Raw genomic sequence first — 12,644 nt, forward strand, 5'->3', positions numbered from 1 at the left:
CGTAAATTAATGTTCTGAATTAATTTTTTTATTACGAATTTACCTTTACCAATTCCTCATACGTTTTTTGCTGCGAATGAATGGCTTTTGCATCTTGTTTTACATAGTTGTTTTTCTGCTTAGCATCCATGATTCTAGCTTTTACAGTATCATCCAATTGCCATTGTACATAACTTTTTAATTGCTGATGAATGTCTGCATCCAAAATTGGTGTAATCACTTCAATACGATGGTCTAAATTTCGTGTCATCCAATCGGCAGAACCCATATATAGTTTTTCTTCGCCACCATTGGCAAAAATATACACACGTCCATGTTCTAAGAATTGACCTAGTACACTTTTAATACGAATGTTTTCACTTTGCCCTTCAATTCCCGGTACCAAACAACAAATTCCGCGAACAACCATGTCAATTTTTACGCCTGCATTGTTGGCTTCATACAAAGCATCAATCATGCGTTTGTCTTGAATACTGTTGAGTTTTAAAATGATATATGCTTCTTTTCCTTCTTTTGCATTTTTGATTTCGTTGTCGATCAATTCTAAGAAAGTACTTCTTGTGGTAAATGGAGAAACCAATAGTTTTTTACTTTTCGGAATAATGATTTCGCGTTCCAATACTTGAAATACTTGTAGCAATTCGGAAGTGATTTTTTTATCTTTCGTCATCAAGCAAAAATCAGTGTACAGTGTTGCTGTTTTTTCATTGAAATTTCCTGTTCCAATATATCCGTAAAGTACTGGTTTTTCATTTTCAATTCGCTCAATACACAATACTTTCGAGTGCACTTTGATGCCTGGATAACTGTAAATGACCTTTGCGCCTTCTTCTTCTAAAATTTTTCCCCATTTGATGTTGTTCTGCTCATCAAATCGTGCTTTGGTTTCCATAAAAACGGTCACATCTTTTCCGTTTTTAGTGGCATCAATCAGCGCTTTGGTCAAACGAGATTCTTTGGCAATTCGGTACAACGTAATTTTTACTTTAGAAACTTGCTGATCTGCGGCAGCTTCTTCCAACAATTCTGCCACATGATCGTACGATTCGTATGGAAAATATAGCAATCTATCTTTGTCGGAAATTGCCGTAAATAAACTATCATACGCACTTAATTCTTTGTTACGAACTGGAGGTAAATTTGGCAATGAAAGTTCTTTGCCTGTTGGATTTGGAAACCCAAAAAAGTCTTTAAAATTATGATACGTTCCGCCCAAAACAACATCTGTATCATTTGTATTTAATTCGTCTTTTAATGCATCTAGCAATTCCTCGGAAGCGTTCTGATCGATCAGCATACGCGTTACTTGCCCTGTATTTCTATTGCTTAACGAATCTTTTATTTTTTCTAGTAAATTGCCTGAATATTCATTGTCAATATACAATTCTGCATCACGGGAAACTTTCAAGGAATAAAAAGTATTTTCTGGATATATTTCCGTGAGGTTATACTTTAAAATATCGTCAACAAATGTAATGTAATAAGTATCGTCTTCTGAAGGAAAAACAATAAATCGTGGCGAATTTGAAGGAATTTTAAAAACGACTAATTGATCGTTGTGTACAGAAGCCAAATACAATTGTTCATTCTCAATAAAAAGTTCATCATCGCTAGAAATATTATTGTTAGGATTCCATTTTTCAGCAAATTTCTCTTGGAAATAAGCTTTCGCAAATTGTTGCTGTGTTGTTGAAAACTGTGTATGATCCACCAGCGTAATTCCTTCTTGTTGCAACTCAGGAATAATTTGTGTTTGAAAGATTCTCCCAAATTCTTCTTGTTGCTGATTGACTTCTTTTTTGATCTTTCTCAGCAACTTATTTGGTTTTGTAATCAACTTTTTACGCAAACCTTTGTCTAACTTTTTAATTTGGCGAATGGCAGAAACACGCACTTTAAAAAATTCGTCCAAATTAGAAGAAAATATCGCCAAAAATTTGATTCGTTCATACAACGGATTCCGCTTATCGGAAGCTTCTTGTAAAACACGATGATTGAAACGCAACCAAGATAAATCTCTATGATAATATTCAGAAGAAGTTAATGACATGTGTGGGATTTAGATACGTTAATTATTTGTCGTAATAGCGAAAATAAGTAATATTTTATCATTAGACGTATTTTTAAAATAGGCTTAACAGTAAAGTAAAGAATGAAGTATATACACGCAAATAAATATTCAAACATGATATATGTCATTTATTCCCTGTAAACTGATTGCTACTTTTGGACTATAATTATTTAGGTATGTGCAATTTAGTGAATAAGTATAACGTGGCAGGTCCGCGATACACAAGTTATCCAACGGTTCCGTATTGGAATATGGAAACATTTTCTGTTGATAAATGGAAAGAATCTGTTCAAAAATCATTCAAAGAAAGTAATGAAGCAGAAGGTATTAGTTTGTATTTACATTTACCCTTCTGTGAAAGTTTGTGTACGTTTTGTGGCTGCAATAAGCGAATTACCAAACGCCACGAAGTAGAGAAGCCGTATATCAACGCATTGTTGAAAGAATGGGCTTTGTATCGTGAACTTTTCGGCGCTAGACCGAAAATTAAAGAAATCCATTTAGGTGGCGGAACACCCACATTTTTTTCTCCTGAACACTTGCGAGAATTGATTGAAGGCTTGTTACAATCGGCAACCTTGGCAGACAATTATGAGTTTAGTTTTGAAGGTCATCCAAATAATACTACCGAAGCACATTTACAAACATTGTATGATGTTGGTTTTAGACGTGTATGTTTTGGCGTACAAGATTATAATGAAACTGTTCAGAAAGCCATTCACAGAATTCAGCCTTTTGAAAATGTAAAACGCGTTACAGAACTCGCTCGAAAGATTGGATATACGTCTGTTGGACATGATATTATTTTCGGTTTGCCTTTTCAAACTACCGAACATGTAAAGGAAACTATTGAAAAGACAAAATTGTTGTCGCCAGACCGAATTGCGTTTTATAGTTATGCGCATGTTCCGTGGATAAAAGGAAACGGACAACGCGGATTTCGTGATGAAGATTTGCCAACAGCGACTGAAAAAACAGCGCAGTACAATTTAGGAAAACAATTATTACGCGAAGCAGATTATACCGATATCGGAATGGATCATTTTGCATTGCCAACTGATAGTTTGTATACGTCTATGATTGAAAAGCGTTTGCACAGAAATTTTATGGGCTATACAGCTCAAAAAACGCAACTTATGATTGGTTTAGGCGTTTCTTCTATTGGCGATAGTTGGTACGGATTTGCACAAAACGTCAAGAATATTGAAACGTATTATCATTTGATACATGAAGGCATGATTCCGTTGAGTAAAGGACATCTATTGAGTGTTGAAGATTTACTAATTCGCAAACACATCCTGAATTTAATGTGCAATTTTAAAACTTCTTGGTCAACCGAAACGACACAAATTCCTGAGTTGGCAAACATTGTAGAAAAGTTAGCTGAATTTGAACGTGACGCATTAATCATTATAGAAAATAACACCATCCGTATTACTAAAAAAGGAAAGCCGTTTGTCCGCAATATTTGTATGGCTTTTGATGTGTTGTTACAACGAAAAAAACCAGATACACAATTGTTCTCGATGACGATTTAATCTCCAAAAAAATTAAAAAGATGAAAAAAATTATTGTACCCGTAGATTTTTCCAAACATTCAGAATATGCATTAGAAGCTGCTGCTACTTTAGCGCGCAAACACAATTCGGAAATTTTGGCTTTGCACATGTTAGAGTTGTCGAATGCAATTATTTCTGAAGATTCAAATTCCAAACAAGCTGAAACCGTTTTTTATTTAAAATTAGCAGAACAAAAGTTTACTGATTTTTTAGAAAAACCGTATTTGAAAGACGTAAACGTTACGCCAATTGTAAAACATTTTAAAGTGTTTGGCGAAGTAAATGATGTTGCGAAAGAACATAATGCCGATTTGATTGTGATGGGTTCGCACGGTTCTAGCGGAATCAAAGAATTATTTATCGGATCGAACACAGAAAAAGTAGTACGTCATGCAGATATTCCTGTGTTGGTTGTAAAACACCATCCAATTTTGATGGACTTTGAAAATGTAGTCTTTGCTTGCGATTTTTCTAAAGAAGCCATCAAACCTTATATCAATGCTTCACATTTGTTTAAATTATTTGGTTCAAAATTGCACTTGGTGTATGTAAACTTACCAGGAACTAACTTTAAAAGTTCTACGGAAATTGAATTGAAAGTGGCTGATTTTTTAAAGGTTGCTGATGGAAATTTAGACAATATGCAAAACGTACATTATGTAAACGATTATTCTATAGAGCAAGGTATTTTGAACTTTGCCAATGTAAAAGGTGCCGATTTGATTGCTGTAGCAACACACGGACGTACAGGATTGTCACATTTCTTTGAAGGTAGTATTTCGGAAGACATTGCCAATCATTCCACCTTGCCCGTAATGACATTTAAAATTTAATATAATGAGTTGTTAGTTAACTATTTTATAACGTGAAAAGCAGGAAATTTGGGGTTTCCTGCTTTTTTTGTTTTTGAATTTTTATCTAGGATAAAACTTTTAAAATACTTTTTTGGTGATATATCTTACACAAATGAATCAAGTTGAAAGAATAAAGATAAAGCTAAAACTTGCCAAAATGAATGATACTTTTTTGGAAGTTTTTGGAGCATCTGCTCATAGATATACATTAAAAACAACATTAACACACGCAGAAGTCCAAGAGTTTGAACAAAAATATTCGGTCTCACTTCCGCCAGAGTATAAAGTTTTTTTGACTGAAATTGGCAACGGAGGCGCAGGACCGTTTTATGGCGTATATTCACTAAATACTCCTGAACAGTTTGTAGATGCTCCAATAGATTATTTGCAAAGAACACCTTTTTTAACTTCTAAAACAACAGGTAAAGAATGGGACAAAATGTATGCTACTTTTAAAAATACTTTTTCTGATGAAGAATACGAAGAAGGCGTTGCAAAAATGTATGCTGGAGTATTGACCATTGGCGCACGAGGATGCGCAGGATATTTGGGTATAATGCTTCAAGGAAAAGATAAAGGGCGCGTGTTATATACGTATGATGAAATGGAATATCCAGCAAGTTTTGCTGATGAAAACCATTTTCTTGATTGGTATGAAAACTGGCTTGACAGCATTAATTTTGGCGACGCAATACAAAAAGCTGGCTCTCATACCATTCAAAATGAAGAAGAATGTATCAATTGGTTTCTGTCACGTACAGAACGATATTGGAAATTAGTTTCGCTGGCATATTTAAAAGGTTTTGAGAAATTATCAAATCGTTCTATTAAGATATTACAGCAAAAATACGACACAGAAACTGATGAAAAAGTAAAGCTTTACATTCTGAATATTTTAACAATGCATGATTACGATAATAACATAGAAAAACTAATTCAACTTCAGGAAAAACCACTTGATTTTCTACGAAATTTACACGTGTTCGCAAAAGAAAAAACTATAGATTTTCAGCAACAAATCAAACAGTTAAAAGCTACATATTCAGAAGATCAAGATATTGTAATGTATCTAACTTATATTACACAACTTGATTTGGAAAACAATTAAAATTAAACACCATGAGACAAAGTCGAAAAGAAACTGCATGGAAAAAAAGCAGAAAATTTGGTGATGTAAAAGGTGGTAGAAAAAGACCAAAGCTTGCCGATAACATTTTTAAAAGACAACACAGTTTTCTAGCACCAAAAGAAGGAGATGAAACACCTATTTTTATGGTTGACAATTCTTCGAGAGATTTATTTTTCCCTGTAAATGTTTACGAAATAAAAGAATTTTTAGCAAAACTTCCGCCAGAACACACAGAAAATCTAACACATATTTGGCTAAAAAAGATGTCTAACAAAGAATATGAAAAAGAAGGAAGCTATCAAGGATGTTTTATTTGTGGAAGCGGAGTTAATCTAATTGTATTGCATCCTTTTCCAACTGATTTAAAGATGAAATTCGGACATAGAAAACCTTCTAATAAAACCTTAAAATGGTATGCTCCGTATGAACCTGAACTTCTTTATGTTAACAACGAATGGGTTTTAAAATGGACTGAAGAAAAAATTAAAAAATATTACCTTGAAGGATTATTGCTTCACGAAATTGGTCATCAAATAAATAGTGTTTACAAACGATTTTGGAGTTCACATTACGCTAGAAAAAGAGGTGAAGATTTCGCAAATAATTTTGCATACTATTGGGGAAATGAAATTCGAGAAGAATTTAAATAAATTCTTCTACTCATCAAACATGCTCCACCAACAAAGGTCGCTTCAAAGTTTTACTAATAGCAGTCGTTGAAGAATGCTTGAATAAACGCTCAAAAATTGATTCTTTTTGTACCAACAAGCCAATCATATCTATTTTGTGAAGTTGTACATAACAAGCTTTTACATGATCTAGTAGCACGTTTTCGATTGCGTGATAGGTATATTTTACATCTTTACAATGTTTTAGCAAATACGACTCATCATAACGATCTCCCGTAAATCCTTTTTCATACACACGCAAAATATGTACATGCATTTTGTGATTTTTTGCTGTTGCCAACATATTCATAAAAACTTTGCTCTGAATGTCATCTTTTGCATCTAACGGAATTAGTAATGTTTTCGGATTGTGAAATTTCACATTTTCAGGAATGACCAACGTTTTGCAATTGATTTTGCGAATAATGCTGAGCGTATGACTTCCAAAGAGAATTTCGCTTGCATTAGAAACTCCATTAAAACCAGCAACTAGAAGCTCAATATTATTAGCAGTGATGATTTTCTGTGTCGCTTCTATAAAATTATTATACTCCAAAATGGTTTCAAATGTATGATGAGGGAGCGATTCTTCTTCAAGTGTCGTTTTTAGCTTTTCCAAGCGTTCTTTTTCTACTTTTAGTATGCTTTCATACACATTTGCAGTAGCGGAAGACATTAAATCATCCGTCGTAAAACTTCCTGATTTGTGTACATGCATCACGTAAAATAAACAGGTGTCATTTTTTAGAAAGTTGATCGCATATTGGATAGCATTACGCGAACATTGCGAGAAATCAGTAAGTATCAATATATTTTTCATCTTATCATTTTTTAATGAATTTCGCTACTGCAGTTGTTAATAAGAGTATCAAATTGAGCACTGTAGAGATTTTAAGACTTCTCGACTGCGCTCAAAGTGATAATAGTGATTTTTATAAACTTCTATCTGTTATTTAGTATTGATCTAATAAGTAATTAATTAAATCGGTAGTTGTTAAAATTCCAACCAATTTTCCATCGTCTACTACTGGCAAGGCGTGAAATTCTTTTTTGGCTAAAATCTCCGCAGCATCTTTAATGGTTGTGTGCGAACCTACACTTATTAGGTTTTTTGCCATTACTTGCTCAATCGTAAACATATTGTACACAACCGTTTCTACATTTTCTTCTTCTTCGTAAGCGCCATCGGCAAAACTGATGCGTAGTAAATCGGTGTAACTCAACATTCCAATGATTTCATCGCCGCTTACTACAGGAATATGACGAATATTATTTGCTTTAAACAAACGTTCTGCGGTGTCTAAATTGTCTGTATGATTTAAAGTGATGACATTGGCTGTCATAATTGTTGAAACTGGTGTTCTTTTTTTCATCTTTCTTTCGTTTTTAGTTAAATTTGATAGAAATTACCTGTAATTCTAATAGAATTTAAAGGTTTTCAAACATTTGTCCTTGTTTTAATTTCTATACTAAAAGTACTCTGGAATGGAAGAAAAAACTATGATATTTGTCATGGTCAGAAAACTTTTTTAAACTTTAAGACAAGTAAACGCAACCAATCACAATCTTGAACATCTAAACAATAAAGCCGTACATAATTATGAAAAAATTATTTTTAGTATTGATAACCGTTGGTTTACTGTATTCTTGCAATAATGATGATGATGATGTTGCTGTAAACGATATCCTAGGAACTTGGAAACTTGTCGAAATGAGTGGAAGCATTCTCAATTGGCAAACGACAGGCGCGGATATGGATTGGCAAGAAACCTATACTTTGAACACCAATGGAACTTTTATGAAAACAAGAGTTCAAAACGGAACCACAACACAAGCTTCTGGAACTTTTACTTTTATTGAAGGAACAGCAGATGGAAATGTGATCGATTTTACTTTTGACAGCGACAACGATATCATTGCAAACTGCTCTGCAGAATTGGTAGAACGTATGTATTTAGAATCTGATGATACATTTTTTAGTGGTTGGATTGCATGTGATGGTCCAGGTTTGAAGTATGAGAAAAATTAATCCAACTCACTTTAATGACAATTCATCGTATTGGTTACCATTCCAGCATTTGGAGCAGGAGAAATATAGGGAATTCCCAAGCCTAATCCGCGAAGAATAAACAACATCCCTATGATAATCACAAAAACAGGAATTGCTTTTTGAATGCGTTGTTTTATAGAAGTATTCAAGAATTTTCCAATGTAAATTGCGGTGGTCATCAACGGAATGGTTCCTAATCCAAAAAAGAGCATGTACAAACTTCCTTCCAACATACTTCCGGAAGCAATTGCGCCAAAAACTGCCATATAGACCAATCCGCAAGGAAGGAATCCGTTTAAAAATCCAATCGTAAAAAAAGTATCTAACGTCTTCTTTTTAAACTGTTTTCCTAAACTCGATTTCACTTTCGAAATCACTCTAAAAACAGGTTTTGAAAAGTTATATTTACTAAAGGTTTTATACGGAATTAAGATGACAACAATCATCAAAACACCAATGGCAATCGATAATTTTTGCTGTATTCCGAAGATATACAAACTTTTTCCTAGCAGTCCAAACACGAATCCAATCGTTGCATACGAAAGCAATCGCCCAATGTGATACAAAGAAATTTGTGCTACTTTTTTATAACTATTGTTACGATCAACGGGCAACATAAAGGCTATAGGACCACACATCCCAACACAGTGAAAACTACCTAACAATCCTAATATGAAACCCGCAATAATCATCACAAAATTTATTTTGCAATTCCGCACTTAATGCAGAATCTAATAATCCAATTCTTTTTTATACAAATACGTCTCTTTATCATAACTCCAATCAACTGTAAGGTTCCAACGACCATCCAACAAACGCTTGTCAGGTATGAGCAATGTGTGGTTGGATAACGAAATAGGAATTTCGAAATCAAGTTGTTTGTTAGATGGTCTGTATAGGAACACTTTTCCTTTAATATTGCTAACGTTTAACGTCTTTGGAAATACCACTTCCACTCCCAAATCAGTTTGCGTAACGCTAATATTTTCTGCTAATTTTTGTGCGTTTCGTTGCTTATCAATTTCCGATTGATATTGCAATTCTTGTTCATAATAGGAATCTGTCACCAAATCATGATCGTATTTATCTTGTACGTTCATGTTTACAATAAAATACATGATAAAGCTGATAAATGCTACAAACGCAAGTCCGATTCCTGTTCCCCAATTTATTTTCATATCGTTTTATTTTTATATTTTTTATGGCATTTCCTTCGCTTACGCTTCGGTCAGGCTTTCGGCTATATCTTTTTAATTCGTCTTTACGAAACAAGTTTTTGATGAATAGTAACCATCTATTTCGCTACAAACAGATTGCTTCGTCGCGCACTCCTCGCAATGACATTTCATAATTAAAAAGGATGTCGCCTCAATCCTTAATGCGATTTCAAATTTCAATACTAACAACGATCAACAAACAACTAAAAAACTAATAATAACTCGTTGGTCCAATAAATTTTACCGTTGTAGTTTCAATCAATTTACCATGACTGTAAACGTCTACCGTAAGATTTCTTTTTCCGTTGTCAATTTGATGTTCAGGAATTTCTATAAACATCGTTCCTTCTGCAATTCCCTGTTTTGGTATCATAAATTCATTGGAAGTTGCTACTAATTTTATAGTGCCTGGCACTTTTCGTATTTTAAATTCTACATTCAAAATATCTTCTGTTGTTTTGTTAATGACTTTATACGTAAACACATTGCTAATCATGTTATCAGCTTTTTGTTCATATAATTGTCCGCGCAATCGTAAAATATTTGCTTCTACATCATTACGCATTAGTAACATTCCTAGTAGTACACCAATGAGAATGACTAAAACGGCAGTATATCCTTTAAGTCTTGGTGTAAACTTGAATTTTTCTTTCTTTTCAATTCCCGCTTCACTGTCGTAACGAATCAAACCTTTGGGCAAGTTTACCTTTTCCATAATGGTATCACACTCGTCAATACAAGCCGTACAGTTTACACATTCGAGTTGCGTTCCGTTTCTGATGTCAATTCCTGTTGGACAGACATTTACACACTGAAAACAATCAATGCAATCACCAAAACCAAGTTCATATCGATCTTCATTTTTACGAAACTTTTTACGTCCGTTTTCGCCTTCGCCACGCTTATGATCGTAGGCTACTACAATCGATTTGTCATCGAGCAATACACCTTGCAATCTTCCATAAGGACAAGCAATGATACAAACTTGCTCACGAAACCATGCAAATACAAAGTAGAATACTGCGGTAAATATTAAGAGTGGAAATAAGGTTTCTAAATGTTTAAAAGGTCCGTCTAAAATATCTTGAATAAGTTCGTCACTTCCTATGAGATACGCCAAAAATACGTTGGCAATTGCAAAAGAAATTACAAAGAATATAAACCATTTAAGCAGCCGTTTTTTGATTTTTTCTGCATTCCAAGCTTGCTTATCCAATCGAATTTGTTTTCCTCTGTCGCCTTCAATCCAATATTCAATCCGACGAAAAACCATTTCCATAAAGATCGTTTGCGGACACATCCAACCACAAAATATTCGTCCAAAAGCTACGGTAAATAATGTAATAAATATGACTCCAATAATCATAGAAATTACCATTAAATGAAAGTCTTGTGGCCAAAACGGAAAGCTAAAAATATTGAAACGACGTTCCAACACATTGAATAGTAAAAACTGGTTTCCGTTAATTTTTACAAAAGGAGCGGCAAATAAAAAGAGTAGCAATACATAACTAACAATCTTACGCCATTCGTAGTATTTACCGCTTGGTTTTTTTGGATACACCCAAGCACGTTTTCCTTCTTCATTTATCGTTCCGATGGAATCTCTGAATTGTTCGTTTTCTGGTGTTTCCACAATGATTCTTTTTTATTATTCTTTAGTTTCGTCTGTGATTTTTATAACGGAGTCAGAAACTTTTTCAATTTCAATATTGGTGTCTGCGTCAATTTTGACTTCAGTTTTTGTTCCTGTTTCAGATTCTAATAGTGGCGCTATCCAAATTTCTCCTTCTGGTTCTTTGGCATCAGGTCCTGGTGTCGTTCCTTGAAATGTGAGTACATAACTGGCTACTTGTGCAATTTGTGATGCTTTGAGTCCTTTTCGCGACCACGATTCCATTCCTTGCCCAGGACGTCCACCTTTGGAAATGGTTTTGAATACATTTTTGATGCCGCCACCTAAAATCCAGTGTTTGTCTGTTAGGTTTGGACCAATTCCTCCACCTCCATCGATTCTATGACAAGCCACACAGTTTTTATTGAAAATTTCTTTTCCAGCACTGAGATCAGAAGTTTCTGTGAGCAGTACTACAGTTTCAGCATCTACTCGATCTTTGGCAGTTGCATTGAATTTATCAATTTCAACTTGTGCTTCTGCGTATTTTCTCTCGTATTCCATGATTTGATTTTCACCGTTAAACACATGGTACTTTAGCATGTAAATAGCTGCAAATACGATAGACGCGTAAAATCCGTACAACCACCAAGGTGGCAAGTTGTTGTCAAGTTCTTTAATTCCGTCATAATTATGATCGAGAATAATTTCTGCTTCAGCTTCAACAGGTTTTGAGTCTACTAATTTTTCATAAATACTCTTGAGTTTTTTAAACTCAGGTGTTTTATTTTTTTCTTTTAGATAGCGTTCTTTTCCTGCTTCGTCCAATCCAGTAAAAAGAATTCTTTCTATAGCAGCTACAATTCCTTCAATGGCAATTAAAATAAATAATACCAATACAAGAAATAACATGATTAGCGGTTCTTCCATGAATGCTGGTCTGTCACCAGATTCTACAAAGTATTCAATTCCTATAAATATGAGGAAGAAAATAAGGAGTACACGTGCCCAAGATGGAATTAGATTTCTCATAATTGTTGGTTGTTTTGCGGATTGTCTAATGGAATATTGCTCACTTTTGTGATGTATTCTTTTTTTGCTGTGATTACCCACCAAAATAGCACCACAAAGAAGGTAAAGAAGATGAGTAAGGAAATCATCGGGTATATTTCAATACCCGTAATGGTTTCCATATGATTTTTTACAAATTTTAACATGCTGTTTATTTTTGTGTGGTTTCTTGTTTTGAGTCTTTTATTTTAATGTCTGTTCCTAATCGTTGTAAGTATGCAATTAAAGCAACGATTTCACGATCTTTTATTTCAATGAATTTTTCTCCTTCATCAGCCGCCATTTTTCTACCTTTTTCAAAAGATTTCATCAAGTCTGGATCTTTTTTCAAGTTTTCAACAATTCCTATTGCTTGCTCATCCATGTATTGCAATGCTTCTTCTATTTCTTTGTCTGTATAAGGAACTCCA

Annotated in this window: 14 protein-coding genes; 5 read left to right on the plus strand and 9 right to left on the minus strand. The window is 34.0% G+C overall.

What is annotated here, in order from left to right:
- Positions 1 to 31: 31 nt before the first annotated feature.
- Entirely contained in the window at positions 32 to 2,050 is a 2,019-nt protein-coding gene (ppk1, locus tag KAOT1_RS14510; RefSeq protein ID WP_007095598.1) for a polyphosphate kinase 1, read from the minus strand.
- A gap of 197 nt (positions 2,051 to 2,247) precedes the next feature.
- On the opposite strand from ppk1, the gene hemN reads away from it, so the two are divergent.
- From hemN to KAOT1_RS14530, 4 genes are all read left to right on the plus strand, one after another.
- Entirely contained in the window at positions 2,248 to 3,609 is a 1,362-nt protein-coding gene (gene hemN / locus KAOT1_RS14515) for an oxygen-independent coproporphyrinogen III oxidase (RefSeq protein WP_040559582.1), read from the plus strand.
- Between the two features lie 20 nt (positions 3,610 to 3,629).
- Positions 3,630 to 4,463, plus strand: a complete 834-nt coding sequence (locus tag KAOT1_RS14520; RefSeq protein ID WP_007095600.1) for a universal stress protein — start codon at positions 3,630 to 3,632, stop codon at positions 4,461 to 4,463.
- A 178-nt stretch (positions 4,464 to 4,641) separates the two neighbouring features.
- Positions 4,642 to 5,592, plus strand: coding sequence for an SMI1/KNR4 family protein (locus tag KAOT1_RS22055; RefSeq protein WP_007095601.1), 951 nt, complete (start codon positions 4,642 to 4,644; stop codon positions 5,590 to 5,592).
- 11 nt (positions 5,593 to 5,603) lie between these two features.
- The gene (locus tag KAOT1_RS14530; protein WP_007095602.1) at positions 5,604 to 6,263 is read left to right on the plus strand and encodes a hypothetical protein; all 660 of its coding nucleotides are present in this window, start codon (positions 5,604 to 5,606) and stop codon (positions 6,261 to 6,263) included.
- A gap of 13 nt (positions 6,264 to 6,276) precedes the next feature.
- Here the strand turns inward: KAOT1_RS14530 and KAOT1_RS14535 are convergent, their stop codons facing one another.
- The gene (locus KAOT1_RS14535) at positions 6,277 to 7,101 is read right to left on the minus strand and encodes a universal stress protein (protein ID WP_007095603.1); all 825 of its coding nucleotides are present in this window, start codon (positions 7,099 to 7,101) and stop codon (positions 6,277 to 6,279) included.
- Positions 7,102 to 7,234: 133 nt separating this feature from the next.
- Positions 7,235 to 7,654, minus strand: a complete 420-nt coding sequence (locus KAOT1_RS14540) for a CBS domain-containing protein (protein ID WP_007095604.1) — start codon at positions 7,652 to 7,654, stop codon at positions 7,235 to 7,237.
- A gap of 227 nt (positions 7,655 to 7,881) precedes the next feature.
- Between KAOT1_RS14540 and KAOT1_RS14545 the strand changes: the two genes are divergently transcribed.
- Positions 7,882 to 8,310: a hypothetical protein gene (locus KAOT1_RS14545; protein ID WP_007095605.1), complete on the plus strand. Its 429-nt coding sequence runs from the start codon at positions 7,882 to 7,884 to the stop codon at positions 8,308 to 8,310.
- An 11-nt stretch (positions 8,311 to 8,321) separates the two neighbouring features.
- On the opposite strand, the gene KAOT1_RS14550 is transcribed toward KAOT1_RS14545, so the two are convergent.
- The 6 genes from KAOT1_RS14550 to KAOT1_RS23575 all read right to left on the minus strand — a co-directional run.
- Complete coding sequence (locus KAOT1_RS14550) at positions 8,322 to 9,023, minus strand: sulfite exporter TauE/SafE family protein (protein WP_007095606.1); 702 nt, start codon at positions 9,021 to 9,023, stop codon at positions 8,322 to 8,324.
- A gap of 39 nt (positions 9,024 to 9,062) precedes the next feature.
- Positions 9,063 to 9,509, minus strand: coding sequence for a FixH family protein (locus KAOT1_RS14555; protein ID WP_007095607.1), 447 nt, complete (start codon positions 9,507 to 9,509; stop codon positions 9,063 to 9,065).
- A 250-nt stretch (positions 9,510 to 9,759) separates the two neighbouring features.
- A complete protein-coding gene (gene ccoG / locus KAOT1_RS14560; protein ID WP_007095608.1) occupies positions 9,760 to 11,184 on the minus strand; it encodes a cytochrome c oxidase accessory protein CcoG in 1,425 nt (474 codons plus the stop codon).
- A gap of 15 nt (positions 11,185 to 11,199) precedes the next feature.
- Positions 11,200 to 12,195, minus strand: a complete 996-nt coding sequence (locus tag KAOT1_RS14565) for a cbb3-type cytochrome c oxidase N-terminal domain-containing protein (protein WP_007095609.1) — start codon at positions 12,193 to 12,195, stop codon at positions 11,200 to 11,202.
- Entirely contained in the window at positions 12,192 to 12,380 is a 189-nt protein-coding gene (locus tag KAOT1_RS14570) for a hypothetical protein (protein WP_007095610.1), read from the minus strand. The genes KAOT1_RS14565 and KAOT1_RS14570 overlap by 4 nt, the downstream gene beginning before the upstream one ends.
- 5 nt (positions 12,381 to 12,385) lie before the next feature.
- Positions 12,386 to 12,644 (minus strand): cbb3-type cytochrome c oxidase subunit II (locus KAOT1_RS23575; RefSeq protein ID WP_007095611.1); only part of this gene is annotated, 259 nt, incomplete at its 5' end.

Origin of the sequence: Kordia algicida OT-1 (genome assembly GCF_000154725.1) — a bacterium.
Classification (GTDB): domain Bacteria; phylum Bacteroidota; class Bacteroidia; order Flavobacteriales; family Flavobacteriaceae; genus Kordia; species Kordia algicida.